At 65.6% G+C, this 26,772-nt stretch carries 28 protein-coding genes; 13 read left to right on the top strand and 15 right to left on the bottom strand.

The window, feature by feature from the left end:
* Positions 1 to 316: biotin/lipoyl-containing protein (locus NJ1_RS36645; RefSeq protein WP_305781583.1), on the bottom strand; the 316-nt coding region annotated here is incomplete at its 3' end.
* 550 nt (positions 317 to 866) lie between these two features.
* On the opposite strand from NJ1_RS36645, the gene NJ1_RS36640 reads away from it, so the two are divergent.
* Entirely contained in the window at positions 867 to 1,208 is a 342-nt protein-coding gene (locus NJ1_RS36640) for an oxidoreductase (protein WP_067704581.1), read from the top strand.
* A gap of 4 nt (positions 1,209 to 1,212) precedes the next feature.
* On the opposite strand, the gene NJ1_RS36635 is transcribed toward NJ1_RS36640, so the two are convergent.
* From NJ1_RS36635 to NJ1_RS36625, 3 genes are all read right to left on the bottom strand, one after another.
* Positions 1,213 to 2,718, bottom strand: coding sequence for a leucyl aminopeptidase (locus NJ1_RS36635; RefSeq protein WP_067704593.1), 1,506 nt, complete (start codon positions 2,716 to 2,718; stop codon positions 1,213 to 1,215).
* A gap of 140 nt (positions 2,719 to 2,858) precedes the next feature.
* On the bottom strand, positions 2,859 to 3,662 hold the full coding sequence (locus NJ1_RS36630; protein ID WP_067704579.1) for a HEAT repeat domain-containing protein: 804 nt from the start codon (positions 3,660 to 3,662) through the stop codon (positions 2,859 to 2,861).
* A gap of 51 nt (positions 3,663 to 3,713) precedes the next feature.
* Positions 3,714 to 5,144: a sugar porter family MFS transporter gene (locus tag NJ1_RS36625; RefSeq protein ID WP_067704590.1), complete on the bottom strand. Its 1,431-nt coding sequence runs from the start codon at positions 5,142 to 5,144 to the stop codon at positions 3,714 to 3,716.
* A 463-nt stretch (positions 5,145 to 5,607) separates the two neighbouring features.
* Between NJ1_RS36625 and NJ1_RS36620 the strand changes: the two genes are divergently transcribed.
* A complete protein-coding gene (locus NJ1_RS36620; RefSeq protein WP_245717744.1) occupies positions 5,608 to 6,450 on the top strand; it encodes a DUF8757 domain-containing protein in 843 nt (280 codons plus the stop codon).
* A gap of 9 nt (positions 6,451 to 6,459) precedes the next feature.
* Here the strand turns inward: NJ1_RS36620 and NJ1_RS36615 are convergent, their stop codons facing one another.
* Positions 6,460 to 6,921 (bottom strand): DUF488 domain-containing protein, encoded by a 462-nt coding sequence (locus NJ1_RS36615; protein WP_245717743.1) that lies wholly within the window; start codon positions 6,919 to 6,921, stop codon positions 6,460 to 6,462.
* 400 nt (positions 6,922 to 7,321) lie between these two features.
* On the opposite strand from NJ1_RS36615, the gene NJ1_RS36610 reads away from it, so the two are divergent.
* Complete coding sequence (locus NJ1_RS36610) at positions 7,322 to 8,164, top strand: ParA family protein (protein ID WP_067704584.1); 843 nt, start codon at positions 7,322 to 7,324, stop codon at positions 8,162 to 8,164.
* Between the two features lie 101 nt (positions 8,165 to 8,265).
* Here NJ1_RS36610 and NJ1_RS36605 read toward each other — a convergent pair whose 3' ends face one another.
* The 6 genes from NJ1_RS36605 to NJ1_RS36580 form a co-directional block, all read right to left on the bottom strand.
* Entirely contained in the window at positions 8,266 to 8,649 is a 384-nt protein-coding gene (locus NJ1_RS36605; RefSeq protein ID WP_067704572.1) for a hypothetical protein, read from the bottom strand.
* 51 nt (positions 8,650 to 8,700) lie between these two features.
* Entirely contained in the window at positions 8,701 to 9,285 is a 585-nt protein-coding gene (locus NJ1_RS36600; RefSeq protein ID WP_169813257.1) for an LppA family lipoprotein, read from the bottom strand.
* A gap of 29 nt (positions 9,286 to 9,314) precedes the next feature.
* Positions 9,315 to 10,982: an alpha/beta hydrolase gene (locus NJ1_RS36595; RefSeq protein ID WP_067704568.1), complete on the bottom strand. Its 1,668-nt coding sequence runs from the start codon at positions 10,980 to 10,982 to the stop codon at positions 9,315 to 9,317.
* Between the two features lie 38 nt (positions 10,983 to 11,020).
* Positions 11,021 to 11,335, bottom strand: a complete 315-nt coding sequence (locus tag NJ1_RS36590; protein WP_157574620.1) for a hypothetical protein — start codon at positions 11,333 to 11,335, stop codon at positions 11,021 to 11,023.
* A gap of 188 nt (positions 11,336 to 11,523) precedes the next feature.
* Positions 11,524 to 12,123, bottom strand: a complete 600-nt coding sequence (locus tag NJ1_RS36585; protein ID WP_067704563.1) for a DUF4352 domain-containing protein — start codon at positions 12,121 to 12,123, stop codon at positions 11,524 to 11,526.
* Between the two features lie 233 nt (positions 12,124 to 12,356).
* Positions 12,357 to 12,560 (bottom strand): hypothetical protein, encoded by a 204-nt coding sequence (locus NJ1_RS36580; protein WP_067704561.1) that lies wholly within the window; start codon positions 12,558 to 12,560, stop codon positions 12,357 to 12,359.
* A gap of 89 nt (positions 12,561 to 12,649) precedes the next feature.
* Here NJ1_RS36580 and NJ1_RS36575 point away from each other — a divergent pair, with 89 nt between their 5' ends.
* Entirely contained in the window at positions 12,650 to 12,841 is a 192-nt protein-coding gene (locus tag NJ1_RS36575) for a DUF397 domain-containing protein (protein WP_067704558.1), read from the top strand.
* Positions 12,842 to 12,894: 53 nt separating this feature from the next.
* Here NJ1_RS36575 and NJ1_RS36570 read toward each other — a convergent pair whose 3' ends face one another.
* Positions 12,895 to 13,281 carry an ADP-ribosylglycohydrolase family protein gene (locus NJ1_RS36570; RefSeq protein WP_245717742.1) on the bottom strand — a complete coding sequence of 129 codons (387 nt, stop codon included), beginning with the start codon at positions 13,279 to 13,281 and terminating at the stop codon, positions 12,895 to 12,897.
* On the bottom strand, positions 13,278 to 13,646 hold the full coding sequence (locus NJ1_RS41215) for an ADP-ribosylglycohydrolase family protein (protein ID WP_501193533.1): 369 nt from the start codon (positions 13,644 to 13,646) through the stop codon (positions 13,278 to 13,280). Before NJ1_RS41215 ends, NJ1_RS36570 begins: the two co-directional genes overlap by 4 nt.
* A 21-nt stretch (positions 13,647 to 13,667) precedes the next feature.
* Between NJ1_RS41215 and NJ1_RS36565 the strand changes: the two genes are divergently transcribed.
* Positions 13,668 to 15,377, top strand: a complete 1,710-nt coding sequence (locus NJ1_RS36565; RefSeq protein WP_067704552.1) for a Tox-REase-5 domain-containing protein — start codon at positions 13,668 to 13,670, stop codon at positions 15,375 to 15,377.
* A gap of 29 nt (positions 15,378 to 15,406) precedes the next feature.
* Complete coding sequence (locus NJ1_RS36560) at positions 15,407 to 15,793, top strand: hypothetical protein (protein ID WP_157574616.1); 387 nt, start codon at positions 15,407 to 15,409, stop codon at positions 15,791 to 15,793.
* A 144-nt stretch (positions 15,794 to 15,937) separates the two neighbouring features.
* Here the strand turns inward: NJ1_RS36560 and NJ1_RS36555 are convergent, their stop codons facing one another.
* Together NJ1_RS36555 and NJ1_RS36550 are read right to left on the bottom strand one after the other, a co-directional pair.
* Positions 15,938 to 16,567: a DUF4352 domain-containing protein gene (locus tag NJ1_RS36555; RefSeq protein WP_067704548.1), complete on the bottom strand. Its 630-nt coding sequence runs from the start codon at positions 16,565 to 16,567 to the stop codon at positions 15,938 to 15,940.
* A gap of 123 nt (positions 16,568 to 16,690) precedes the next feature.
* Positions 16,691 to 17,008 (bottom strand): Rv1352/Rv1906c domain-containing protein, encoded by a 318-nt coding sequence (locus NJ1_RS36550; RefSeq protein WP_067704545.1) that lies wholly within the window; start codon positions 17,006 to 17,008, stop codon positions 16,691 to 16,693.
* A gap of 247 nt (positions 17,009 to 17,255) precedes the next feature.
* Between NJ1_RS36550 and NJ1_RS36545 the strand changes: the two genes are divergently transcribed.
* From NJ1_RS36545 to NJ1_RS36515, 7 genes are all read left to right on the top strand, one after another.
* On the top strand, positions 17,256 to 19,241 hold the full coding sequence (locus tag NJ1_RS36545) for an N-6 DNA methylase (protein WP_067704542.1): 1,986 nt from the start codon (positions 17,256 to 17,258) through the stop codon (positions 19,239 to 19,241).
* A gap of 96 nt (positions 19,242 to 19,337) precedes the next feature.
* Positions 19,338 to 20,045: a hypothetical protein gene (locus NJ1_RS36540; RefSeq protein WP_067704540.1), complete on the top strand. Its 708-nt coding sequence runs from the start codon at positions 19,338 to 19,340 to the stop codon at positions 20,043 to 20,045.
* A gap of 39 nt (positions 20,046 to 20,084) precedes the next feature.
* Complete coding sequence (locus NJ1_RS36535; protein WP_084479231.1) at positions 20,085 to 21,614, top strand: serine/threonine-protein kinase; 1,530 nt, start codon at positions 20,085 to 20,087, stop codon at positions 21,612 to 21,614.
* Between the two features lie 236 nt (positions 21,615 to 21,850).
* Positions 21,851 to 22,639, top strand: a complete 789-nt coding sequence (locus NJ1_RS36530) for a hypothetical protein (protein ID WP_067704537.1) — start codon at positions 21,851 to 21,853, stop codon at positions 22,637 to 22,639.
* Positions 22,636 to 23,721 (top strand): hypothetical protein, encoded by a 1,086-nt coding sequence (locus NJ1_RS36525; protein ID WP_067704533.1) that lies wholly within the window; start codon positions 22,636 to 22,638, stop codon positions 23,719 to 23,721. The genes NJ1_RS36530 and NJ1_RS36525 overlap by 4 nt, the downstream gene beginning before the upstream one ends.
* On the top strand, positions 23,718 to 25,205 hold the full coding sequence (locus tag NJ1_RS36520; protein ID WP_067704530.1) for a hypothetical protein: 1,488 nt from the start codon (positions 23,718 to 23,720) through the stop codon (positions 25,203 to 25,205). The genes NJ1_RS36525 and NJ1_RS36520 overlap by 4 nt, the downstream gene beginning before the upstream one ends.
* A complete protein-coding gene (locus NJ1_RS36515; protein WP_245717741.1) occupies positions 25,202 to 26,512 on the top strand; it encodes an AAA domain-containing protein in 1,311 nt (436 codons plus the stop codon). The genes NJ1_RS36520 and NJ1_RS36515 overlap by 4 nt, the downstream gene beginning before the upstream one ends.
* The last annotated feature ends 260 nt before the right edge of the window (positions 26,513 to 26,772 follow it).

The raw sequence follows: 26,772 nt of genomic DNA, 5'->3' as shown, positions 1-26,772 counted from the left end.
CAGGGGCCGGCTCGGGCTCGGGCTCGGGGGCAGGTGCGGCGGCAGGAGCCGGGTCGGCTGCGGGGGCCGGAGCCTCACCCGCGTCGCCGATCACGCCGAGCTCGCCACCGACCTCGACGACGTCGTCTTCCTGGGCGCTGATCTTGACCAGCACGCCGGCGGTAGGCGACGGGATCTCGGTGTCGACCTTGTCGGTGGAGACTTCGAGCAGCGGCTCGTCGACCTCGACCGTATCCCCTTCCTGCTTCAGCCACCTGGTCACAGTGCCCTCGGTGACGCTCTCACCAAGAGCTGGCATCTGGACGGAGAAGGCCATGTCCGTTGACTCCTCTGACTGCTCGACGGGTTAAACAGTTCGTCTCCGGCAGGCCCACCGCCGCTGGTCGCGGCGAAAGACCCTCGGCCACAGATCACTCTGCGGCCCCCGAAGATCGTTTCGGTTTGTTGTTCCGAGTCCCCATCCTTGCACTTGTTCCCGTGCGGCGTGTCACAGGGATGGCCACCGCGCGGCCTCACCGTGTCGCACAACCGCCTGTGCGCGGGCCGGGGTTCGCCTCACTCGAACCCGTTCCCGCAGCCCCGGGCGGTGCGTCCACCGTGCCTGTCGCGGGCGAACTTCGGGCGCATTCATGCGTGCCCGATATGGCCGGTTTCCGATCGATGATCGAGCGCGGTCGTTTTCCGGGGCAACGGTGTCTCGCCGCGGACGCACTCGCGAGGGGTGTTCGCGGCGCTTGCCTGAGGCCGGCCTGAAGACTGTCTGTGATGCTGCCCAGAAGTTGTCTCCGAGGCGGATTCGTGCGCTCTGAACTGGCACTATCGAGTGGTAGGCGCAGTGATATCGGATCCGGAGAGGAGGTTGCCCGATGGCGTTTCTGGATCTGTTCGGACGTCGTGGCGTGTCTCGCAAGGGTGACGCGGACCCACTCGACACGGCGTACCTGAAGGAGTGGAGCCGGACCCATCGCGGGGTGGAGGCTTTCATCGAGCCGCGCACCACGGTGTCGGATGTATCGGCCGTGCTCGTGGCTTTCGACGGTGAGTGGACCCGCCGCCCGGTGGGGGAGCGTGGCGCGCAGCGGCTTTCGGCGTTGCTCGGCATCCCGGTGTACGACGCGCGGCGGGTCGGGTATCCGCAGCGGATGCGCGATCACGACGCCCGCCGCCGCATCGAAGAGCGGCGGGCGTGGATCGAGGAGAACCGATAGCGGTCTACTCCGCGGCGATGTTCTCCAGCGTCGCGATGAGGGTGCGGACAGGTACGCCGGTCCCGCCCTTGCCGATGTAGCCGAACGGCCCGCCGGTGTTGTAGGCCGGGCCCGCGACGTCCAGGTGCGCCCACTGCACGCCCTCGGGCACGAACTCCTTGAGGAACAGCCCGGCCGAGAGCATCCCGCCCCAGCGGTGCGGCGCCACGTTCGCCAGATCGGCGATCTTGGAGTTGATGTCCGCGCGCAGTTCGGCGGGAAGCGGCATGGCCCAGGCGTTCTCGCCGACCGACTGCGAGATGCGCGCGACCCGATCGCGGAATTCGTCGGTGCCCATGACGCCCGGGGTGCGGGTGCCGAGCGCGACCATCTGCGCTCCGGTGAGGGTGGCGACGTCGATGATGTAGTCCGGATCGTCCTCGCCCGCGCGCACGATGGCATCGGCCAGGATGAGCCGTCCCTCGGCATCGGTATTGATCACCTCGACGGTGGTGCCGCCGTACTGGGTGAGCACGTCACCCGGTCGCTGCGCGTCGGCCGACGGCATGTTCTCGGCCATCGGCACGGTCGCGATGACGGTCAGCGGCAGGCTCAGTCGTGCCGCCAGCAACGTGGTGGCGATCACCGCCGCGGCGCCGCCCATATCGGAGGTCATGTTCTCCATGCCGGCCGCGGGCTTGATCGAGATGCCGCCGGTGTCGAAGGTGATGCCCTTGCCGATCAGCGCCACCTTCGGGTCGCCGCCCGCGTAGGTGATGCGGATCAGCCGAGGCTGACGCGAGGATCCCTTGCCGACACCGAGAATGCCGCCGAATCCCTTGTCGCCCAACTCGTTCTCGTCGAGAATCTCGACCTGGAGCCCGGCGGCCTGCGCCAATTCCGCTGCCCGGGAAGCGAATTCGGCCGGGAACAGGTGACTCGGGGGAGTATTGACGAAATCGCGTGCGGTGGCGACGGCTTCGGCCACGGCCTGCGCCCGGAAGAACGCCTCCTCGCCGTATTGCGCATCGGGAACCAGGAACTCGACCCGGTTCACCGGCTGGTCACCCGGCTTGGGCGCGGACTTGCCCGACTTGAACGTGGTGAACTGGTACGCCCCGAGATAGAACCCCTCGGCCGCCGCGCCCAGATCCAGTCCGGACAGCGTGGTGACCGCGGTACCGACCCCGGTCAGCGCCCGTCCGGCAACACCGGCGGACTTGCGGATCTGCTCCGCGTCGACCTTGTCCACCGGCCCGAGCCCGACCGCGAGCACACTGTCCACGCCGAGTCCGGCGGGCGCGGGCACCCGGGTCAGCTCCTCCGGCTTGCCCTTGGCTCCGACCGCCAGGAGCGAGGCCAGCAGGGCCGCGCGGGTGTCGTCGTCGAGCACGTCCCCGAACGCGTCTGCCGGAGCGATCGCGGGCCCGTCATCGGCAGCGGTGAGCCCGATGACGAGTACATCAGCGTCCCCGATACTCGAGGTGCGCGCCAATTCCGGTCCGAGCGAACGATCTGCAACAGCTGTCATGGCCCACACGTTACTGGGCGGTGCGTGATTGGTCCGGTTGGGCACGACGGGGTTCGCGGCCATCCGATGGTGGTTCCTTCGTCGCTCCGGATGGGTTCGCGGGAAAGCCTCGGCCTGATTCGACAGGAGCTGTGCGCGCCTCAGGATTCGCGTGCCGCGATCGCGGCTTGAATGCGCCGCAGCGTCCGCAGCGCCTTCTTGGCGGCCACTCCCACCACCCCGTCGAACACCGTGGTTCCGCGATCCTGGGCCATCAGCCGTTCCAGCGTCGGCACGGCCCGATCGTCGCCCGTGGATCCGAGCGCGACCGCCGCCCAGTATCGCTGGTCCGCGTCACGGCTGTCCGCGGCCTCGATCAGCCTCGGCAGGATCTCCGGCGCGAACGTGGACAGCGCGCTGGCGATGTACCCGATCCGGTAGTACTTCCGGTTCTCGAATTCCTCCCACAGCGCCGCGAGGGCGGCATCGCCCCCGATCATCCCGAGCGACTCGGCGGCGCGCTCGCGCAGATACCCGATCTGATCCCGCAGCACCGGAACCAGCACCGGCACCTCGGATTCACCGCCGAGCACGCCCAGCGCGATCACCGCCTGCTCGCGCGCCATCTCCTGCGAATGGTCAAGCAGCGCAACCAGTCCCGGAACCGCGGCGCGGAAGCCCAGCTCCGCGCATCCCATCGCGGCCCAGGCCTGGCAGTTGTATCGAGTGTCGGCGAGCGCCGCGAGCAACGGCGCCTCGAGGCTGTCCTCGCCGAACACCGCCGCCCGATTCAGTGCCCGGCTGTACAGCGACCGGTGATAGTCGGGATAGTCGCGCACCAGCGTCCGCAACGCCTCCGCGGCCGACGCGTCCCCGCCCTCGGCCCGCTCCAGCAGCAGCCGCAGGTTCTCCTCACGAGTGTCGAGGTCGCCGCGTTGCAGGGATCGGGTATCAGTCGGATTCACCGCCCAACGGTACCTGGCGTCGATTCGCTCATATCCGGCGCTTCGTGCAGCTCAGCCCATCGACTCCAGGGTCTTGCCCTTGGTCTCCGGAACCCATTTCAGGACAAAGGGAATCGACAGCAGCGCGAATGCCGCGTAGATCACGTAGGTCCCCGACAGGTTCCAATCCGACAGGCTCGGGAAGCTCGCGGTGATGGCCCAGTTCGCGATCCACTGCGCCGAGGCCGCGACGCCGAGCGCGGCGGCGCGCAACCTGTTCGGGAACATCTCACCCAGCAGCACCCACACGACCACGCCCCACGAGAGCGCGAAGAACAACACGAACACGTGCGCCGACACCAGCGCGACCACACCCTGCGCGGTCGGCAACTCCACCGAGTCCCCGTTCACCGTCTTGGCGGAGAACGCCCACGCCTCCAACGCCAGCGCGGTGGCCATGCCCGCGGATCCGATGAGCGCCAGCGGTTTCCGCCCCACCCGATCCACCAGCAGCATGGCGATGGCCGTACCGACGATATTGATGATCGAGGTGGTGAAGGAGTAGAAGAACGAACTCGACGGATCGATCCCGACGGACTGCCACAGCGTCGAGGAGTAGTAGAACACCACATTGATGCCCACGAGCTGCTGGAACACCGACAGCCCGATACCGATCCACACGATCGGCAGGAACCCGAACCGCGACCCCAGCAGATCCCGGAACGTCGACTTGTGTTCCCCCTTCATCGCCCCTTCGATCTGCCGGACCCGCTCATCGAGGTCCGAGTTCTCCCCTTCGACCTCGGCGAGCACCTTCTTCGCCTTGTCCACCCGCCCCACCGAGATCAGATACCGCGGCGACTCCGGAATCACGAACGAGAACAGCCCGTACAGCGATGCCGGAATCACCATGACCCCCAACATCCACTGCCACGCCTCGATCCCCGCGATCTCCCCGCGTTGATCCCCGCCCGCGAACTTCAGAATCCCCAGATTCACCAGCTGCGAGGTGGCGATACCGGTGACGATCGCCGCTTGCTGAAACGACGCCAGCCGCCCCCGATACGCCGGCGGCGACACCTCCGCGATGTACGCGGGCCCAATCACCGACGCCATCCCGATTCCCACGCCACCCAGCACGCGCCACATCGCCAAGTCCCACAGCGCGAACGGCAACGCCGATCCGATGGCGCTCACCGTGAACAGCGCCGCTGCGATCCGCATGACATGGATTCGCCCGATCCGATCCGCGATCCGCCCCGCGATCGCCGCGCCGATCGCACATCCGATCAACGCGATGGCCACCACCTGCGCCAACCCCGCCGACCCGACGTCATACCGATCCCGGATGGCCTCCACGGCCCCGTTGATCACCGAGCTGTCGTACCCGAAGAGGAACCCGCCCATGGCCGCGGCCGAGGTAATGAATATGACGTGGACCAGGTTGTCCGCCCCCGGCGTCGAACTCTCCGCCGCGCTCTGCGAACCCGTCGATGTATTCACGAAGACCCCTTCGTACCGTTCACCGTTGCCGCGATGTTGCCCGTAACTCTGATCATGCCCCACAAGTCCGTTTTGCCCGCCCAATTCGGGCGGGGCGGCTAATGCTTCGTGAGTGGGGCTACCGGCGGTGGATACCCCATTCCGGCGGTATCACCCATGGGGGATCACGGCCGCCGCCGAGGCCGTTTCGTCTGCCGACGACCGTCGGCCGAGTGGTAGTCCAAGGCGAACCCGTCGGGAGTATCGGGACTCCCTGGATACGGGCAAGTCTGCATGCGCCGTGTTCACGGGTGGGATGCGACGGCTGAGACACAGGCAAAGGGGAGCGGATGCGAGTTACAAAGCGCAGCCCTCATTGCGGTGATCCTCGATCGCTCAACTCGCGCTCACGGCGATCGAAAGTAGTGAGACAGCGAGTCGATGCGTCATAAGCTTGAAAGGCATTGATGCAAGGGGGTTTTCGATGCAGATCGATGTGGAACGTGCTCGAGTGCTGATCACCGTCAAGACCTACCCCAGCCCGTCGGACGCGTACGGCGAGACGGTCTGCGTTGCGGGTGTTCGTCTGGATCAGCGGTCTCCGACGTGGATTCGTCTCTACCCCATGAAGTTCCGCAATGCCGAGGCGGTCATGCGGTTCAAGAAGTACGACATTGTCGAGGTGGACGTTCGGAAGCGAGACGCTCGTGATCTGCGAATTGAGTCCTATCGGCCGGATCAGCGCTCACTGGAGGTCGTCGGGCACATGGAATCGGACGGAAGACAGTGGTCCGCGCGTCGTGCCCTCATCGGTCATCTGATCGGCGCTACGAGCACCTGTGCGCTTATTCGTGCGAACCCCGCGGGTGCGATGGGCCGTCCGGCGCCTTCCCTCGGACTGGTCAAGCCCTTCGTCGAGGAGATGACGATCTCACGGGGAAGTCCATGGACTCCCCAGCAACAGTGGAAGGCTGAAGCGGCCAGCGCCCCTACTCTTTTCGACGACGAAATCGACACGCTCGAGCCGATGCCGTACCGCATCGCATATCGATATCGCTGCACGGATCCTGCCTGCCGCGGTCATCAGCAGCAATGCCTCGATTGGGAGGTAGGACAGGCGGGACGCGAGTGGCTGCGGAAGTACGGCCCAGATGGTGTCGAGCGGAGATTGAGGCAGAAGTGGGAGGGGCAGATGTGTGATCCGAGGCGAGATCTGCATTTCTTCATCGGCAATCAGGCCAGGTATCGAAGATCGTTCGAGGTGTTGGGGACCTGGTACCCCAATCTGCCTGCTGGTACTGACCCGGACCAGCTCACATTGCTGTAACCAGCTGCGTCACAGATGGATTACGTCGAGCCCTGCCGCGCCCGTGTGGATGCTTTCAGCGATCATGTGGCGGTGGCACGTCGAGTGGTCACGCTCGAAGCAGAGAAGAGCGACTGGCCCGTCGTCGATGAGTTCCCGGACCGCGCGCATCGCTTCGAGCGCCTCGGTTCGATTCAGGATCTCGGCGAAGCGATTACGGCCGTCTGGTGTCCCCTCGCGGAACGGTGCACGGTTATCACGCGGATTTCCGAGTTCTCTCAGATGCACGTATCGGATTCCGGCTTCGTCCAGCGCGAGCGCCAGCTTTGTCTTCGACAATCCCGGTTTACGGGATATCGGGGTCAAACGGACATCCGCGACAGTCGCAACCCGTGCCCGTAGCAACATCGCGATCAGCTCGTCTACGTCCCGGCCCTCGTAGCCGATACTGAACAGCGGATTCATGACGGAGGTTGGTCGGGCGGTGGTCACACGCTCATCCTTTCATGATCGGCTCCCGACGACCACGCTGATCAGCTGATTCGGCGTTGAGTGGTCGCTTGTCCTCCCGCCGGGTTCTGGGCCCGCCGTGATTCCGCCGAGGACAGGTCGCCCGGACTTCTGCGTACTGACCGTCGTGTTGTACGCGCTTCGTGACGCTGGAGTTATTAGGCTGACCCGGACCGCAGGACGGTCATGGTGATGAAGGGTGTTGGGTTTGGTGGAATTGCGTGGTGACGTGGCCGCGAGCGACTTTGTGAGCTCGGTGGAGGTCGTCGCGCCTCGGGACGAGGTCTGGGATTGGCCGGCCAAGTCGAGCCGAACGCTGCAATTCGACCGCCCGCAACGGGTTTGGGAGCCGAAACCTACCCCCGGGCAGTCCCGTCCGTACGTGGTCGCGACCTTCAATCTGAAGGGCGGAGTCGGAAAGACCACCACGACCGCCGCTCTCGCCGAAATCCTCTCGGTCGAGTTCGGTAAGCGAGTCCTGCTCATCGATCTCGACCCGCAGCGAAACCTGACCACCATGATGGTCGGTGAAAAACGCGCTGCGGAACTGGATTCCAGCGATCACACCCTCGCCTCGATCTTCATCGACGCGCTCATGCGCCAGCCTCCCCGGAGCGCCGCCGGCCTGGTGCAGCACCACGTCTCCCCGATGAACGTGGTCACCTCGGTGGATCTGCTCGCCGCCTCCCCGAAACTCATTGCCCTCCAGGACGACATGACTCGCCTGACCGGCGCGGACCCGACAACCGTGCTCGCCAAGGCAGTTTCCGGCCTACTCACCGACTACGAGTTCGTCCTCATCGACTGCCCGCCGAACCTGGGCATGATCACCCAGAACGGCCTCCGAATCGCCGATGGCTACCTGATCCCCACCATCCCCGACTTCATGTCCACCTACGGCATCCCCCCGGTCCAATCCCACGTCCGCCACCTCGCCTCCCAATGGTCCACCCCGATAACCGAACTCGGCGTGGTCATCACCAAGTACCGCCGCTCCTCCGCGGTCCACCAGCGCATCCTGGACGAACTCCGCGAAAACCGCTCCCTCCCACGCCTTTTCCCCACCCGAATCCCCGAGTCCAACCAGATCGCAGCAGCCGCTGAGTTCACCGACTTCGGCAGCCTCCGTCAGAAGTACGGTCCTGGTGGCCAATTCCTTGCTCTTCGGGAGCTGACCTCGGATTTCCTGGCTACGACGAGGATCAAATTGGCCTGGGGGAGATGAACGGCTTGCCGAACTATTGTCGGTAGAGCTGGATGCTGCGTGGCAGAACGTCAAGCCGCACAACGAAATTGCGATAGGTGATCAAAGGCACGCCTGAAGACCTACCAGTGCTTCGAATCCGTGACTACGTCCGGCGGAGCGTAGTCGTCTTCTGCTTCATCGATCTTCCGCTGCCGCTCCACACGCTCGGCCTCCCGCCTCGCTCCGTTCGCGGTCGTATAGGTGGATATCGCTTCGAAGTTCGCATCGGCTCTGAGTTCTCGCAAAGCCGCATCGACTTTGGGGCGCTTGTCGTCCAGCGCCGCGCGATAGGCGGACATGATGATGCTCTCTTCATCGACCGTCACCGACAGTAGATGGCCCTCGGCATCGACAATCACCCGAATACCCTCCACGATCCCGACTCCACGAACTTGTTCGAGTGCGTGCTGGGCCCGCTGTACCTTCAAGCCCAATTGATCGGAATTGCCCCGAGCTTCAGTCATTGTCCTTACCCCCCTGGTCGGATTCGCTACGTCCTCATGGCGGTGTGGGCGTCACCTGGGTGCTTCGCTCGATGGTGCGGCGGTACTCGTGGATGTCTTCTCCGCCGCGAGCAGCCGGCACCCGGTGTTGCTGCTGATGCCCCGAGTGCTGAGCCATAGGACGGTGCCGTTCGCGCCGTAGAAGCGGGCCTCGCGATCGCCGACCTTCTCCTCGAACGGGAACGGATCATTCTCGGTCGCGCCGAGCCCGGACGCGAGCTCGCGAGCTTTGTCCCGCACCGCAGGCCACACTTCATCGGATATGCCGCCCCCGTGTGCGGTGTCGCCGCCCTGTGCGATGTAGTTCGGCAATGCGAGCTGCCGTCCGGTCGTTTGGTCGAAAGGCGCATCACAGGCGCGTGGTTGGCGGTCGGTGCGGGTCCAACTCCAGGTCAATCCTGGTGTGAGCGAACTCGCGTAGGCCGCGAGCTCTTCGACTGCCTGCGTGAGTTGTGCCCGAGTTTCCTCGAGGGCGGGCAGGGACCGCAATTTCTGCTCGGCATCGCTGGTTTCACCCGGTCCCGTTTTCTTGTAGGGAGTATCCACCTCGTCACATCCTGTCGTCGTCGCGATCACCGCGATGCTCAGGGCCGTCACGATTCCTATCCGACGGATTCCGTTGGCGATCAATGTTTCCCCACCGCCTGATCCGGAAGACCGGCGACGATCATGGCGACGTTCCATCCCGATGTCCGGAGTTCGCCGCCGGTACCCGTGCGCGGATATTCACTGTGGCCATAGGCTCGGTCCCGATGCACGCCGTCCGCGGTCACGCTCGCTCCGGTTTCCAGATGGGTGAACCCCGGCAGCGCCTGCGGGTTCGGTCCGAACCGGGGGAACTCGGCGACTTTGTCGCTGTCCGCGGTCATCTCGTACCGATGTCCGACACTCACACCCAGGTCCTCCACTCTCGCGTCACCGCTCGCTGGCCACCAAGGGTTCTCGTAGCCCAAACCTAACCCTGGTGACCCGTAAACGACGAGATCATCGACCGACTGCCGTCCCGAGTCCCTGAGATCCTGGAGTGCGTGTGAGGTCATCAGCGATCCGTACGAGTGCCCGACCGCCGTCACGTGTGCCGGATCGCCGTCGTGGGACGCGCGAAGGCCGTCGTAGAAGGATGCGAGGTCCTGTGCACCTGCCTTGGCCAAGCGGTCGTCGGCGACTTGTAGATATCCGCGCACCGTGTCGCCGTTCAGATCGGCTGCCGCGTCCTTGTAGTCACCCTGTGGCGTATCCGCCCCGATCCACGCGATCGTCGCCACATCTCGACCATGCCTGGGATCGTCGGTCGGAAGTTTGTCCAGCCGGTCCGTGGCGGTGTCCCGCACTTTCGCGGCCTCGTTGACCATGGCCCCGAGGGAATCCTTGACGTTGGTGTTCAGCCCGGGTGCGGTAACCGATACGTTCTCGGCGGTGTCGGGATTACCGAGCGAAATCGCGGCGTGCGCCAAGTCCCCCGATTGGGTATCCATCACCATCAGCATCGCGTCCGGGTGTCCATCGAGAGTCGTCTGGATTGCTTGCAGGTCTCCGAGCTTGCCCTGCATCCCCGGGTCGCCGTTCTGGGCACGGGTCAACTCGTCGTCCAGCTTCAGCCGGTTGTAGTGGTCGCGATCGGCAGTCGGCAGCCCGTCGCGGTTTCCCAGGTACGAGTCGTGGCCGTACAGCGCGTCTTTTTCCGCCGGGGTCAGCGTCTCCCAGAACTCGTGCAGCTTCCTGGGATCGGCCGGCAACTGCGACCTACCGTCCAGGATCGACTGCACCTCGGATCGTGCCGGAGCGCCGTCGGGATCCCTCTGGTACTGGCCAAGCTCCTGCAGACTGGAGCGAATAGCTTGTGCCGCAGCGGTTTCCGTATCGCCGAACTGTGTCAGCAAGGCTTTGACGCGCGTCTGTAATCCTGATGCCTGACTGTCGAGCACCTGCTGAGCCAGTGCACTCGCCCCGGGATTCGCCTCGTCCGCGCCCGTGGGAACCCTTGGCGCGGTGACCGTTCCATCGTCGTCGACTGTCATCCCGGCCGCCGGGATCTCGACGTCTGCGACCTTCAATAGCGCGTCGCGCTGCCCCTCGAGCTGCGACCCGTAGGTGTTGTAGTCGTCGACAATGCCGAGAATGGCCGTCGCGAGGTGGTTGCCGCGAAGCTTGTCCGCCACCGACCGCTCACTGGCTGCCGCCGCACCGTCGCCTCGCCACTTGTTCATGGCGTTGTCCACCGACCGCTCCATCGACCCGACCTGGGCAACGAACTTGTCGTTTTGAACAACGATGTCCGCGGCGAAATCGATCATGGATTGGGGATCGCACCCGCGCACATGACTGATCGTCGTCAATTCGCGCCTTCGCCGCGGCCGTATCGGTCCAGCTGATCGCGGTTGGCGGTGTCCATGTCCTCGTACGATCCCGCCGCCGTTCGAGCGCGTTCTCCGAGCGTCCGGATCTGACCGCCGATCGTGCCGTACGCCTTCTGCACGGCCTCGCCGGTCAGCGCTGAAACCTCCGAGACAGGTGATCCAGGCATGGTCACCGCCTTGGTGATTGCGATCTTGCCGATCGCGTCTGCTTGACCGACGAGCTCGGTCGCCAGACCCTCCAGCGTTGCAAGATCGACTTCGAGAATTTCAGCCACCGAATCCCCCGGCAAGTTCGTACTCGATACAAACCTCGCCGCGACTTTAACACGCGTACCGTTCGCGCTGGTCGAATAGCCTCACGCAGTCGTCGAATTCGATCGGCACGAGAAGTGCCGCTCGGAGGTCAATTCCCGATTCGTCAGGAGCTGACCTCCGCCGCACGTCGTTCACGCGAGCGTGAGTGAGTGGCTGCGAACTCCTACTTGACCGCGACGCGCGCCCCACCCGAGAACATCGAGTCATGCAACTCGATCGCCGCAGGCACTGTGCCCTTGGGTACGTCGAAGGCGATGACCACGGAAAGCTTGTTGCCCGGGTTGATTTCGGCTGTGACGTCCTTGTTGAGGTTCAGTTCGGCGGTGGTGTCGTTCGAGTACTCGCGGTTCTGGTCGTCGATCAGCTTCTGGTTCTGGCCGAAGTAGGTTTGCGCCTTGTCGCCGGTGTTGGTGACGTCGACGTAGACCAGGACGAACTCGCCTTGGGCGTCCTTCTGCAGGAACTGGTTGTCGCCGACGGTCGCGACCGGTGGGTCGACGCGGGTCACGACGAAGCCGAACTTGCCGTCGCGCACCTCCGTCCCCAAAGGTGCTGTGGTGGTGTTCTTCTCGTCCTGCTTGGAGACTTCGTTGGCGACGCTGCCGATCATCAGCGCACAGCCGCCGAACAGGAGGAGGATGCAGGCGAAGATGCCGCCCAGGACCCACGGCCAGACGGCGCGCTTCTTCGGCGGGGGCGGCGGGTAGTACGGAGCCTGCGGTTGTCCGGGCATGGGTTGCTGAGGAAACTGAGGATTGGTCATATTGGCGGATTTCCTCGAATGTTCGAAGTTATGGCGAACAGATCCGTATCTGTGCTCAGCCCATCGATTCAATGAACGAGAATGTGACACCGTGTCGGATTTGTCTGCTAGATCGCAGTCCGCTATTCCTGTGGCAGTGTGCCATCGCGCCCACCCATAGTGGTTGGGACGTATGGACTTTCGGTAAGCATCTCCGAAAATTGTCGCATAGCGCGACCTCGCATTACGTCTGTTCACGTGGAAATGATTCGATCACCCAATAGTTCGGACAAATCGGTCGAATGCCGTCCCTTGTGAATACGGCGACCTACTGCGGCGTCGGTGACACGTTCACGTTCTATCCGTGAGGTGATCGCGGCGACCCATCGGTCGGTGCCGCGCTGCTGCGCAGGAAAGGCGCGCTCTACCTGGAGCATCGCGATGTCGTCGACCGTCATCGCCGGGCGATCGCTGGAATCGAGGAGGTAGCGTTGAGTGAAAGTGAGACCAGTCAACTGTTTTCGAGGGCAGCAGAGGAGTGCGAGGCGTGACCGATCTATCCGGTGCCCGATGGTTCAAGTCCAGCAAGAGTCCGAACGCTTACACCTGCGTCGAGATCGCCCATCTGTCGACCGGGGCGGTCGGTGTGCGTGACTCGAAGAATCCGACCGGACCGGCGTTGGTGTTCTCGGCCCGTCAGTGGGACAGCTTTCTTACCAGTGAGGTCTGGAAAGGCTGAACTGCGCTGCCGGACAAGTTAGTTGAACACTGAGGCTGGAACTCGCCTCCCATTCAGCCCAGCGCAGCATCCAGCGGATAGCGGTCCCCGAGCCGAGACCGCTCCCCGTAGAAGAAGTTCAACACGAGATCATCCGCGATCTGCACCAACTCGTCGCGGCCTTCGACAGCGGTAACCCACTCCGTGGGCAGCGCGGACAACCCATGGATCGCCCCGATCAGATTGCCCGCCACCGCCCCGGTGGAGTCGGAGTCCCCGGAGTGGTTGACCGCCAACAGCAACGCACCGCGCACATCACCGGTCCGGAACGCGTGCAGAGCGCAATAGACCGCGATGGCGAGACATTCCTCGGCGACCCAGCCCTCTCCGATCTGCTCCACGCGCTCCGCCGTCGGCGGACCGAGATGCGCGACCGCCAGCGCGCTGCTCAGAGCCGTCACCCCCCTCCACCCCATGCGCCTTCCTGATCTGCTCCAACTGCAAGAAACTCGATCGGCCACCCCAGCGCATCCCCGACGGCCCCACCCAGCAGCGCCCCACGCACCCGATCGAAAAGCACTTCGTTTTCATTCCGCACGACTTCCGATCCTCGCACCGATGCGGCCAGGGGGGCACGCGGATTCGATCCATCGACTACCGGCTGCCACGATGCGCCTGTCCCGGGGTCCGCGTCCGCCGAGCGGGCGGTGACGAGGCACACACTGTGGCAACCCTCATGGTCGATAGACTCAGGACTTGGGGATCTTGTTCGAAAGATCAAGCGGGGGTTCGTATGTCGGGCAAAAATTCGTCGAAACTCGGACATCGATCAGCATGGACGCGGTGGGTGATCGCGATCGCTCTGTTCCTGCTTGCCGGAGCGGTCGTATGGATGGTTCTCCCTCGCACCATCGAGGGTGAGGCTGTTCGATCCGTCGAAGCGACAGCGCATCAGGATCTCGCGCTCGGGCAGTTGGCGATGGCGCAGGCGCCCGGGCAGCACTACACCGGCTCGCTGAGGACTGTCGGTGGTCGCGATATCCAGGTCGATCTAGAGATCTCGCAGTCCGGCTGCGCGACCGGAACCGTGACCGAGAACGGAATCTCGGCGAAGTACTACGGCGTGAACGGGATGGCATTCCTTCAAGCACCGAGCGCATTCTGGACCGCCGCCGGACGAACCTCCGATGATGCGGAGAAGCTGGCGGGTCAGTGGGCAAAGGTCGCCGCGGACTATTTCGGAATCGACTTCAGTACTGAACTCGCGCCGTCCAAGCTGGCACTCGCAGTTCATGATGAGGGCCAGGTCGGCGTCGGGAAACCGGTCGACATCAACGGCCGATGGTCGGTGCCGTTCTCGAGCGGGGCATACACCGTCTACGTCGCGGTCGACAAGGACTGGCCGGGTACGTCGAAATCTGTGCTTCCTTCGGGGGTTTCATCCTCGGGATCTGCCGTGCCGACGTCGTCCGGGGGCGCTCCGAGGGCGTCCACCTCGCCTCCGATCACCACGTCCGTGCTTCCACCGACGCCTGGTGACAGACTGTGGTCCGATCATCGAATCCAGCCCGCTGACTTTCACCGTCAGCCGCCTGCGCTCCCTCAACCAGCCGCCACACCCGGTGAGATCACGAGAATCGATGTAGACCAACAGGCTTCGCTCAATCGAAAACTCGGCACCTTCACGCTCGACACCTCGGCGATGACCCGAAGCCGAACCCAGTCGATGCTCGATCAGATGGCTCAGATCGGGCGAACGGATCTGATCTCCGCGGTCGATACCGACGTCAGGCTGACCGTTCAGGGGAAAGTGGACCTCGCACCCTGCACCGAGTATTCGTGCGTGGCGAACGCGACGCTGACCAACACCGTGTCGGGCAGTGCAGCCGACATGAAATCGGTCTATGCCACACTGACATTCACGTTCACATTGGACAGTGCGTTTGTCGGGTCGTGCAGCCAGCAGATACAGATGGCACCCAACGCATCCGGTACCGCGAGCTGCCCGGTGAGCTACTCGGTGCCCGCTGACGGCCGCATGCACAGCGTCGAGGTCAAGGTTCAATCAGAGGTCCGGGCGTTGGTTCCCGAGCAGGTCCAGCAGATTCTGCAGATCGTTGCCGACAACGGCGATCGCCTGCGTGCGATCCCCGCTCCGGATCAGATCGGGCAGTGGACCGTCGAAAACATCGCGCACTCCGAGAAGTCCGCCCCCTACCAGTCGCAGATAACCGGCCTTCCCGCCTCGATCGAATACACCGTGAACGGCGTGCGGTTCGATGGTTATGACCAGAACGGGACCCTGTTGGACGCGAAAGGCCCCTCGTACCAGAAGTTCTTCGAGCGTGGACCGGACGGCCGTTGGCGGCCGAAACCTTGGTTCAAGGCATCCAGTTACGGCAAACTTCTGACCGAAGCGCGAAACCAGGTACAGGCTGCGGGCGGTCGGAGAATCGAATGGCACGTCGCGGATCAGGACGCGGCCGCCGCTCTGCAGCAACTGTTCGTCGATGAGCAGATCGACGGCATCGTTGTCGCCTACACTCCGCCCGCTTGACTCGGCTCGTTGCAGGAAAGGTGAATCGGTTGAGTTTTTTCTACACCATCTGCAAATTTGCGGATGGGGGAGAGGTAACTCCCTTCGAGCGAACGACACTCGGCCGTATCGTTTCCGAGTTTTCGCTGGAACCCACCGGTCGCGATGGCGTGTACGCGTTCCGGGATGGCGAGGAGGCTTCCGAGGTCGACCTGTCCGACGCCGGAGTGATCCAATTACCTCGACCTCTGGGTACGGAGAACATGGAGAGGTTTCTGTTCGATGTCCTCGCACTGACCGGAGGAACGTTGTTTTCGCCCCAGTTCGACGGTGCGATCACGACCGATCGCGAACAAGCGACACATGTTCCGGATGACCTCCCACCACGTCTGGTGGAAAATTGGCAGGAGCTCGCTGCCGCGCTACGGGGGCAGTAGGTCGTCAGTTGCATTATGGCTGAACAGGTTTCACCCCGTGTCCGGCTGAGGTAGCGGGGACGCTACTGATCGCCGCCCACATCGAAGGTGGCGGCGATCAGTAGGAGGACGGGATGCAGCGGCTCACCGATATGCGACGCGATGTCAGCGCAGCGAGACGGTCGTTCCACCGGAGAACATCGAATCGTGCAGCACGATGTGATCCGGAACCGCACCCGCCGGCAGATCGAACACGATCTGCGCCGTGACCGTGTTCCCCGGATTGATATCCGCGTACAAGCTGGTATCGGACTGCAGGTTGATGCCCGCCGCCGCGTCGTTGCTGAACTTACGGTTCTGGTCGTCGAAGAGGTACTGGTCGCTCGGGGAGAAGCCGTACGGCTTGTTGGAGGTGTTGGAGACGGTGATCGAGACGATCGTGTAGCTGCCCTGCGCGGTCTTCTGGAGGTACTGGTTGTCGCCGACTTCCTTGATCCCGGACTGAACCTGGGTGACGACGAACTCGAACTTGCCGTCGCGGACCGGGGTGTTGAGGCCGGGGGACGGGGCCTTGTCGGCGGCCGCGCCGTCGCCGGGCGCGCTGGTCGACGAACCCTTCGCACCCTTGTCGTCCTTGCCGGTGAGCACGCTGCCGATCCCGCAGAGCGCGACGATCACCGCCAGCACGATGAGGATGATCTTGAGGGTGTTGGACTTCTTGGGCGGCGGCTGCGTCGGGTACTGCGGGGGAACCGGGCCCTGGGTGTAGGGCTGGGGTCCGGGCTGATAGGTCATGACACTCCAGGTGATTCGTGACTGGTGATTCGTGATGGGAAGAGCGGGACGCCGCGCGCTGCGGCGTCCCGGTCGCCGATCGGACTCCCCGTTACCGATCGATGTGCGGCAGGTGGCGGATCGTCACGCCAGAGCCCAGCGGCAGCCGCTGATGTCGACGACGTCACCGTCGTTGAGCCGGATATCCGAAGCGCCGGTGAAGCTTTGGATATCGATCAGCTCCGAGGACTTCGCGCCCCGGTAGGGCAGCCAGGTGATGAAGCAGGAGCCGTAGTCCTCTTCGCGCGGTCCGGCGGTGTGGTACAGCCCGGGCTGCACGTCCTGGCCGACGACCTGGGTGCCCTCGTGCAGCGTGGTGGCGGGGTCGGCGTGGGCGACGCCGGTGGCGGCCAGTCCGGTGAGCGCGATGCCGGCGAATGCGGTGATGAGCGTGCGACGCATGGGTTTTCGATTCCTTCGTGAGGGTGCGACCGATCGGACGACGCCCGATGCGGGTGCCGTCCGAGTCGTGCGGGTGGAGGTCCGGCGACCACGCCGAATGCAGTGGAGGAGCCGGTGGAGCCGAGGGTCGTTATCTCGACGTTGCAAAACATTAGAAGTGGGTGAAAGCATTGTCAACACGAATTCTGAGATTGATTTTTGCCAACACTTCGAGCAGGGTTGGGGGAACGTCCACGAGAGGAGGGGCATGCCGAAGCCCGCGTCAACGGTCAGCGCCGCGGAGATCTCCCGGTTGGCGAACGTCACCCGCGCCACGGTCAGCAACTGGCGGCGACGGCACGCGGACTTCCCCAAGGCCATCGACGGGAGCGAGTCCCGGCCACTGTTCGACCTGCTCGAGGTGCAGGAATGGCTGACCGGCCATGGCGTCGAGGCGTCGGAGTCGCCGACCTCCGAGCTGCGCACGATGATGCGCCACGCGGCGCCGGCGGCTGTCGCGCAACTGCTGGAGTCGCTGCGGCGATCCGGAGACACCTGGGCGTCGTCCGAGCGCGGCGACTTCGCGGACGACACGATTCGAGCGATGGACCGCGCCGCGACGGCGGACGGCATCCGCGCCGCGATCGACGCACTGGCCGAGCGCGCCCTGGAAGACGGCCCCGCGACGGGCGTCTACATCACGCCCGCCCCGATCGCGGAATTGATGGCGGCACTGGCGAATTCGACCGATCGGCCCCGTACCGTCCTCGATCCTGCCTGCGGCAGCGGCTCTCTGCTCCTGGCGGCGGCAGCGACGGGCGCATCCGACCTCTCCGGACAGGACGCCTTACCTGTACAGGCGCACCGCACCCGGTTGCTCCTGGAATCCGCCGACCTCGACCCCACCGTGCGCATCGGTGACAGCCTCACTGCGGACGCATTCCCCGATCTCCGCGCCGACGCCGTCCTCTGCAATCCCCCCTACGGCCAACGTGACTGGGGCTCAGCGGAATTGGCCTTCGACACCCGCTGGGACTTCGGCGGCGCACCGCCACGCGGCGAATCGGAGCTGGCCTGGGTGCAGCATGCGATCGCCCACCTCCGTCCCGGGGGCACCGCTGTACTCCTGCTGCCTCCCGCCGTCGCGACCCGTGCCTCCGGACGCAAGATCCGCGCGAAGCTGGCCCGCACCGGAGCCCTCCGCGCCGTGATCGGCTTGGCTCCGGGCATCGCGCAGCCGTGGCACGTCGGTCTGCAGATCTGGGTGCTTCGCCGCCCGGGGCCGGGCGCGCCGGTACCCGACACCATGCTCTTCATCGATACGACAGGCTTGCCCACCAGCTCCGACGGGGAGGATCGCGTCGACCTGGCAGCCGTGACCGAGGCCGCGCTGCGCGCATGGCGCGCGTTCGACGGCGCGGACTCCGACGTGACGCAACCCGGCGTGGCGACGGTGGTCCGGGTGGTCGATGTTCTGGACGACGAGGTCGACCTCACCCCTGCGCGGTACGTCCGATCCTCGCTCGACGGCGGTGCGGTGTCCTCGGACGTCGATGCCGCGATCCGCCGACTCACCGCCGTGGCAACGGAATTGACGGCGGCCACCGAGGCGTTGACCGGCTGGTCCGCCTCGGCAGGGAAGTCGTGGCGCTTCGTCACCGTCGCCGAACTGTCGAATCACGCTCAACTCGAATGGATCAAGACGAGCCCACCGACGACCGGCCGTTCGGGAGCGGATGACGCGCGTCCCGTCCTGACCGCACCCGACGTCGCGACCGGCGTCCCCGCGTCCGGCACCCTCGCCTCGGCCTCCCCGGAGGAGGAGGTCACGGTTCGCGAGGGTGACGTTCTCATCCCCGCGGTACGCAGCGACCGGACCGGTGGTCGCAGCGCCCGCGTCGCCGGACCACAGGATTCGGGCGCGATCCGAGGACCACACCTGCACACACTGCGCGTCGATCGGACACGTCTGGACCCCTGGTTCCTGGCGGGCTTCCTCACCGGAGCTGAAAACATCTCCGTGACAAGAACATCCACCGTCCGATTCGATCCGAGCCGCCTGCGCGTGCCGGTTCTCTCGCTGGCCGAACAACAGGGCTACGGCGAGATGTTCTGCCGCCTGTTCCAGCTGCGCACCTCGGCCCGCCGCGCCACCTACGCCGCGGAGGACGCCGCCGAACTTCTCACGACGGGTCTCACGGCCGGTGCGCTCGCACCCAGTGACGACGACAGCGCCACGGGGCCTGGGCGCTGAAACCGTTCGTGCGCACATTTCCCCACCACGCTGCTACCGTTGCTGCGGATCGGCGAAGGCAATGCGTCCGGTCGATGTGGGGGGAGACAGTAGATTGTGAAGCAGGACAGTGCTTCTCATCAGATTCCAGCCTCGTTCCTGGAGCGCGGACTTGGCGGGCCTGCCCCCGACTCGCCGGACGAATACCTCGAAATACGTGCAATCCTGCTTGACCAGCGCGTAGCGGAACCCCCGCTCCTTCGGCCGAACCCCGTCCCGCCCGGCTCGATCTCTCTGGAGGACCTGGTCGAGGCCGAGGCCGTCACCATCCACGAAGCACCGGCAACCGTCGGCTCGGTCAGCGGTGATACCCCGATGCTGTGCGCGAAGGACATCCGGCTCGGCCGCGCACCATCCAGATGGGGGAATATCGACAGCCCCGGCGCGGTGCTGGTTCGCCCCGGCGACGTGGCCGTCGTCATGAGCACCGAAGCGGCAGTGCGGGTATGCACCCAGGATGCCGTACTGCTCGGCGCGGGCATCCGGTTGGTGCGCGTGAACCCGAACGCGGTGGATCCGCACTTCCTGGCGGGAGTCCTGCGCGCCGCCGTCGATGTCGCAGGCGGAAAGCCGATCGATCTGTACGAGATCGCCGTCCCGCGTGTCCTTCTGGCCGAACAGCGCCGCTACGGCGCCGCGTTCCACCAGCTGACCGAAGTCGAGGCAGCCTGGCGTCGTCAGCGTGAGAGCGTCGAACGCCTCGTCCGCATCGGCTTCGGCGAACTGGCTCAGGGGCGGCTCTATCCGGTCTCCACCGGCGAGTAGGTTGACGTGTCAGCGTATTCGAACTCACGGAGGTAGGCGGTGCAACCGCAGGTCGTCGGCGGCCGCTACGAACTGATCAGCGAGATCGGGGCGGGCGGGATGGGGCAGGTCTTCGAGGGATTCGACCGCCAGCTCGAGCGCCGTGTCGCCGTGAAATTCACGCACCCGAGCCTGGATCAGGATCCGGACTGGTCCAAGCGCTTCTTCCAGGAGGCGCTGTTCATGGCCCGGCTCAGCCATCCCGGACTGCCGACGATTCACGATGCCGGATCGGTGGCCGGGCGGCCCGAACGCCCCTATCTGGTCATGGAATTCGTCGACGGCATCACCCTGGACAAGCTGCTCGAACGACGCGGCCCGCTGCCGATCGGGGTGGTCGCCGCGCTGGGCGCGCAGACCGCCGCCGTGCTCGCGGCCACCCATCGCAATCGGATCCTGCACCGAGATCTCAAGCCCTCCAACCTGATGCTGTGCGACGACGGCACGGTGAAGGTGCTGGATTTCGGTCTCGCGGTCGCGCCCGACACCGATATGACCAGGTACACCAACACCGGCCACACCCTCGGTACCCCCGCCTTCATGGCTCCGGAACAGGTCGAGGGCCGGGACATCGTGCCGCAGACCGACTTCTACGCACTGGGCCTGGTGCTGCACGAACTCCTGACCGGCGATCGGGTGATGACCGGCAGCTCGCCGTATGTGGTGTGGCAGAACCAGGTTCAGCGCCCGGCTCCCGATATCCGCCGCGAACGCCCCGACATTCCGAGCGATATGGCCCGGCTCATCATGAGCATGCTCGCCAAGTCTCCGGAGCAGCGTCCCGAGGACGCGAGCACGGTCCACGCGGTATTGCTGCGCTACGCAACGGATCTGGGCTCGCTGCCCGAGATCAGCGATACGCACAGCCCGGCGCGGATGTACGCGAGTGCCGTGGGAGCCACGGTCTCCACTCGCACCGCGCCGACCCTGGTGGCTCCGACCAGAGCTCTCCCCAAGCCCGCCGGAGTCCGCCTTCCCGACTCCGCTCGGCTGAACGACTTCAGCCGCAACGATCTCCAGCGCGCGATGCGGCGCGCCCGCGACCTCGCGGACGATTCCCGGTACGACCCCGCCATCAACGAACTGCAGACCGTCGTGGAACTCGCCGTGCCCCTGCTGGGTTCGCGCGATGCCGACGTGGTCGAGGCGCGATTGCGACTCGCCGACCTGGGCTTCGAGAGCGCCGACTACTCCGCGGCGGCCTCGCTCTACCGCGCGCTGATCGACGACCTCACCGCCGAGCGCGGTCCGTACGACGATCAGGTCATGTACTGCCAGCGTCAGCTCGCGAACTGTCACGTGCACGCGGGTGAGGTGAAGAACGCGCTGACCCGCCTCAACCGCCTGCACAGCCAGATGGCCGTGCGCTACGGCGAGCAGGACAAGCGCGTCATCGAACTCGCCGCGCAGATCAACCACATCAAGGAATCGTTCACGCTGAACCAGGAGGCGCGGGACGCGTGGATCCGCGCCTATTCGCTGTCCGGGTCCGCGCCTATCAGTAATCGCGCGCGGACGAGCTTCGACTGATCTCATCGGGATGTGTCTGGGATCGGTTGTTGCCGTGGTCGATCCGAGATGTGAGTGGCGTATGTCGAACGAACGAATTCGCTTTCGTCCATCGATCCTGCCCTGGAAGTAGGGCTCCGCCGATTCCTCCGCCCGCCCGATCCCGCCGGACAGCGACCGGACCTGAACTCGCCGATTGCCGGTCGAATACTGGAAAAGACTGGAATTCACTGGAACTCACGGATACGGTAGTCGGCGTGACCGATACGCCGGATGCGCTCGAGGCCCGCATCGCCGAACTGCGCGTCGCGGTCCGCCGAGCGGTGGTGCAGGGCGATCGGACCGGCGCCCGGCAGCTACGTGCGGCATTGCGTCAGGCCGAGAAGGACTGGGACGCGGCAGTTCTCGGAGAGCCGCTCGACGAGATCGCTCCACCCGTGTCCTTGGTCCCGGTCCGGGAACACGTACACCGAGCGCTCACGCTGCTCTCGGTACCCTCCGCTCCCAAAGTCGTCCTGGCGGTCCACGAGACCTTCTACTCGGGCGAACTCGTGCCAGCCCGATTGACGAGTCTGCGCCGCGACGAGGAGCGCTCGTTCCGCGCCGCGCCCTATACCCGCCCCTATTACATTTGCGCAGCGTTGACTACGGATCTGCTGGCCCCCGCGCGCGGTCTGATGGCGCTGAGTACCTGGCCGTTGGAGCAGCGAATGGTCGGCCCGCTGACACAGCGCGCGCATTTGCTGACCTCTGTCATACGGCTGGGGCATCATGTGGTCGCAATGGATGAGATTCGGCCCGACGCGCGCAAGACACTGTGGCGGCTGGCCGTGTCCATTCCCGGTGTTGTCGGATTTCCGGACGACATCGATCCGAAGGTCGTGATCGGTGCGGCCGAGCGAGAACTGGCCGTACATCGCGAGGCGGACAATGCCGAGCGGGAAGCGGCCGCGGCACGGGCGGTTCGGCAACTGTCGGACCCCGCCTCCCAACTATTCGGAGCCCGGCTCGGAATGGCCGGCAAGCGAGGACTCGAAACGGGATGAACGATTTGGCTGTGCGGCTGGATCAGCTGCGCGGGTCGGTGCCGCCCGTCCGGCACAATGCCCGAACCATCGCGGCTCTGACCGCCAACCCGGGGTGCGCACGTCGCGCGATCCTTGACGCGGCGGCCATCGACAAGACCACTGTGGCAAGGGAATTGGGTTTTCCGTCGCAGTTCGGTCAGTCGCAGTTCGCGATCACGCGCGGCAACGAGTTCGAGCGGATGGTGAAGGCCAACGGCTGCGCCGAGCTCATCGCACTGCTGCGGGACAAGCTCGGATTGAGCATTCCGGAGGTCGCGCTCAGCGATCTGAGCGAGGTCGGCGACAACTCCTCTACGACCCTGCGGTACCAGCGCACCCGGCAATTGCTGGCCCGTGCGCTCGAATCCGGCGAGGGCACCATGTTCGACCACCCGATGCTGCGGATCGACATCGCCGGGGCCGCCGCCTATTTGGAGCCCGACGTGGTCGCGATCCAGCTGGCCGGGCAGTTCTACGTGGTGGAGATCAAATCGTTCGCCGTGATCGACGGCCAGGCCGACCCGACACAGGTGGCCGCGGCGGCCCGGCAGTCGGCGGTGTACGTACTGGCCCTGCGGCAGATGGTGTGTGAGCTCGGCGGCTCGGGGGACGACGTCTCGCATAACGCGATCCTGGTGTGCGCCAAGGACTTCACCAACCGGCCGACGGCCGAACTCGTGGATCTGCGCAAGCAGCTCGGTGTGATCGAGCGGCAGCTCTCACGGATGACCTCGATCAGCTCCTTGCTCGAGACCCTGCCGGAGGAACTGACATTTGAACCGGGGGAGGGGCTCGGCGAGGCGATCGCGGACCTGCCCGCCAGGTACGCGCCCGAGTGCATGTCGAGCTGCGAACTGGCCTTCCTGTGCCGCGAGCAAGCCCGCGCCTGCGGCTCGCTCGATGTCCTGGGCCGCGGAGTCTGCGATCAACTCGGTGGTATCGAGCGGGTCGATCTGGTGCTGGGCCTGGCGCGCGGAACCGTCACCGCCGGACCCGAATTCGCTGATATCGCACAGATCCTGCGTCGTGCCCACGCGCTGTCGGAGGAACTGGCGGGATGAGCGTGCTGACGGCCCTGGCGCGCGCGAAGGCGACGGAGCAGGGGCGGGCGCAGCGGTTGGTGTCGGTTCGGCACACCCATCTGTCCGATCGTCCCCTGGTGGTGATTCCGCTGCGGATGGCCGGGGAGACGGCGGCGCCGCTGGCCTTCATGGTCGGCTCGGACCCGGATGCGCCCACGCTGCTTGTCGCTCATCAGCCGCGTGACCGCGCCCTTCGCTTCCGTTTCCTGGACGACCTGGCCGGCCAGATTCTCCCGTACTTCGAATCCTGCCGCACCGCACCGGAAGTCACCGTCAAGAAGTCGGGCGAGGAGAGCGTCTGCTTCGGCGACGCCCCTCAGCTGCTCGTTCCCAATCCCGGCGGAGCGACCTTCCTGCGCCTGCTCGGGCGCTCCACGCGGTTCCGCAGGATCGATGGTCCGTACGCGGTGCCCGAACGCGTTCCGCTGCTGGGGCGTTGGCTGACGTGGCTGGCCGGGGGCGTCGACAAGCCGGGTTCCGCGACCCTGCTGTCGATGACGAGCCTGCTCTCCGCGCACTGGGCCACCGGGCAATCCGGGCTGGAGGACGGGAATCTCGCCGCGCTGCTCGGCTGGATCGACCCGCCTCCCGGTCTCACCGGGCCCGCCGCGGCCGCCCTCGCGGAAGATCCCGTGAAATCGCCGCCGTCCGGCCCCGCCACAGACCCGGGTTTCGACAACGAGGAACTCAAGCCGCTCATGGACGCCTACGACGCGGCCGCCGACGATCGGACGCGAGAACTCGCCGCCGAGCGGTTGGAGCAGGCGATTCGCACCCAGCTGGAACCGACCTGGCAGCTGATGTGGCGAGGTGTCGACATCATGCGTTCGCTGCCGCCCGGCGCGAGCGTCGCGACTCGATGGGCACGAGACCGCAACAGCTTCAGCTGGTTCGCGGTCAACCTCGAGGAGACCCCGCCCCAGGCCCGGCGTGACGCCGCCGTGCCCGCGGTGCGGAATCTCCTCAAACGTGAACGCGCACTGGACGAATTCGACGCCCAGCGCGCGTTCGACGATCCCTGGGTGATGGCCGAACACCGGCTGATCGGTGACGCCTGCGCCGCGGTTGTCGTCGAAATCGATCCGCTGCGGACCGTGTCCGGCAGCGGAACTCGCAAGATGCTGCGACCGAGTATTCGAGTGCGGATCCTGGACGAGGCGTTCCGGGCCTCGCTCGGCGACGAGTACGTGTGCGTCGAACGGCCCAAACAGAAGGCCACGGTCATCGATATCGACAGTGACACAGTCGAACTGGAGCTCTCCGGCGGAATGGGGCGCAAGCTGATCCCCGATCCCGGCAGTATTCCCCAGGAGGGCGACCGGATCGGCTTGGCGCGGTTCTCCCCGTCCAGCGGTCACCCGATGCCCACCCTGCCCCCGCGCGAGGAGACGCCCTGGACCCACGGCGGCCCACCGGAGGAATGGGTGCCCACCGAGGACGACGCGCAGGAGGAGTGGTCGTGAACGCAGCGGATCAGGTGGTCGCCGCGATCCTCGCTGAGCTCGAATCGACTCGCGAGCGTGCCATCGTCGTCGACTCCCCGCCCGGCGCAGGCAAATCCACGCTGGTGGTGCGCGCCGCCCGGCAACTCGCCCTGGACGGTGAGCAGCGCATGATCGTCGCGCAGACCAACGAACAGGTCGACGACCTCATCGACCGGCTCGCCGGGGATGCCCCCGAACTGCTCATCGGCCGGCTCTCCTCGAAGGACTACCGGCCGAGCGACCGCGTCGCCAAGCATCCGGGCGTGCGCTGCGAGACTCGCGCGAGCGGCCTCGCCGACCGCGCCATCGTGATCGGCACCGCCGCCAAGTGGGCGACCGTCGACACCGGAACCTGGTCCTGGGCCATCGTCGACGAGGCGTACCAGATGCGTTCGGACATGCTGCTGCGCATCGCCGACCGCTTCGAACGCGCGCTGTTCGTGGGTGATCCGGGCCAGCTCGACCCGTTCTCCACCGTCGAGAGCGCCCAGTGGTCCGGCCTCAGCTGGGACCCGACCCTGAGCGCGGTGAGCGTCATGCTCGCGCACAACCCCCAGGTGCCGATCTACCGCCTGCCGGTGTCCTGGCGACTGCCTGCCTCGGCCGCACCCGTGGTGTCCCGGGCCTTCTACCCGTTCACCCCGTTCGTCGCCGGCACCGAAACCGGCCAGCGCACCATGGAATTCGGCACCCACGGCCTGCGCGGTCCACTCGACAACGCGCTCGAGGAGGCCGCCCGCTCCGGCTGGGCCTGGTACGAACTCCCCGCCCGCTACGCCCTGCGCACCGACAGCGAAGCCGTCGCCGCGATCGCCGCCCTGGTCTGCCGCCTCCTGGAGCGCTCGGCCACCGCCCATTCCGAACGCGGGTCCCAAGCGGTCGGCGCCGACCGCATCGCGGTGGGCACCGCCCACCGCGACCAAGCCGCCGCGATCCAGCACGCCCTGGCCGACACCCCCGCCTCAGAAGTAACCGTCGACACCGCGAACCGCCTCCAGGGCCGCGAATACGACGTCACCGTCATCCTCCACCCCCTTTCCGGCCGTCGGGACGCCAGCGCCTTCCACCTCGAGGCCGGCCGCCTCTGCGTCCTGACCTCCCGCCACCGCCACGCCTGCATAGTCGTAGGCCGAGCCGGCATCCCCGAACTCCTCGACGCCCACCCCTCCACCGAACCGGTTCACCTGAACGCCCCGGTGAAGTTCCCGGACGGGTGGGAAGCGAACCAGGCGATCCTGGCCCACCTTGCTTCCCACCGAGTCGCCGCCGGACCGCACAGTCTCTGACGGTCGATTCGATATTCGACAACTCGCCTATATAGGAGGAGCCACGCAACCGGGGAGGAGATCGAGTCACCCCGAGGTGGCGAATGACGGGCGAAACAGGCCCGCCACGCCGACTACCAGGCGATTTGACATCGATTGCGGTGAACACGTAACTTATTCCAGGTCAGAGCGACACGGACACCGACCCGGGGCCGAGACGCGGAGCTGAAAAGCACTGCGAGGCTGAGGGAAAACGAGGTTGTACGAGGAGCGCCTGATGA

This window comes from Nocardia jejuensis NBRC 103114, from assembly GCF_001613145.1.
Lineage (GTDB): Bacteria > Actinomycetota > Actinomycetes > Mycobacteriales > Mycobacteriaceae > Nocardia > Nocardia jejuensis.
The sequence above is the reverse complement of the archived record's forward strand: the minus strand, read 5'-3'. Positions and strand labels throughout refer to the sequence as shown.

Bases quoted from the DNA above. Each gene is read 5' to 3' on its own strand.
- NJ1_RS36640 (WP_067704581.1), top strand. From the start codon at position 867: ATGGCGTTTCTGGATCTGTTCGGACGTCGTGGCGTGTCTCGCAAGGGT.
- NJ1_RS36635 (WP_067704593.1), bottom strand. From the start codon at position 2,718: ATGACAGCTGTTGCAGATCGTTCGCTCGGACCGGAATTGGCGCGCACC.
- NJ1_RS36620 (WP_245717744.1), top strand. From the start codon at position 5,608: ATGCAGATCGATGTGGAACGTGCTCGAGTGCTGATCACCGTCAAGACC.
- NJ1_RS36605 (WP_067704572.1), bottom strand. From the start codon at position 8,649: ATGACTGAAGCTCGGGGCAATTCCGATCAATTGGGCTTGAAGGTACAG.
- NJ1_RS36595 (WP_067704568.1), bottom strand. From the start codon at position 10,982: ATGATCGATTTCGCCGCGGACATCGTTGTTCAAAACGACAAGTTCGTT.
- NJ1_RS36585 (WP_067704563.1), bottom strand. From the start codon at position 12,123: ATGACCAATCCTCAGTTTCCTCAGCAACCCATGCCCGGACAACCGCAG.
- NJ1_RS36580 (WP_067704561.1), bottom strand. From the start codon at position 12,560: ATGACGGTCGACGACATCGCGATGCTCCAGGTAGAGCGCGCCTTTCCT.
- NJ1_RS41215 (WP_501193533.1), bottom strand. From the start codon at position 13,646: ATGTCCGAGTTTCGACGAATTTTTGCCCGACATACGAACCCCCGCTTG.
- NJ1_RS36555 (WP_067704548.1), bottom strand. From the start codon at position 16,567: ATGACCTATCAGCCCGGACCCCAGCCCTACACCCAGGGCCCGGTTCCC.
- NJ1_RS36550 (WP_067704545.1), bottom strand. From the start codon at position 17,008: ATGCGTCGCACGCTCATCACCGCATTCGCCGGCATCGCGCTCACCGGA.
- NJ1_RS36545 (WP_067704542.1), top strand. From the start codon at position 17,256: ATGCCGAAGCCCGCGTCAACGGTCAGCGCCGCGGAGATCTCCCGGTTG.
- NJ1_RS36525 (WP_067704533.1), top strand. From the start codon at position 22,636: ATGAACGATTTGGCTGTGCGGCTGGATCAGCTGCGCGGGTCGGTGCCG.
- NJ1_RS36520 (WP_067704530.1), top strand. From the start codon at position 23,718: ATGAGCGTGCTGACGGCCCTGGCGCGCGCGAAGGCGACGGAGCAGGGG.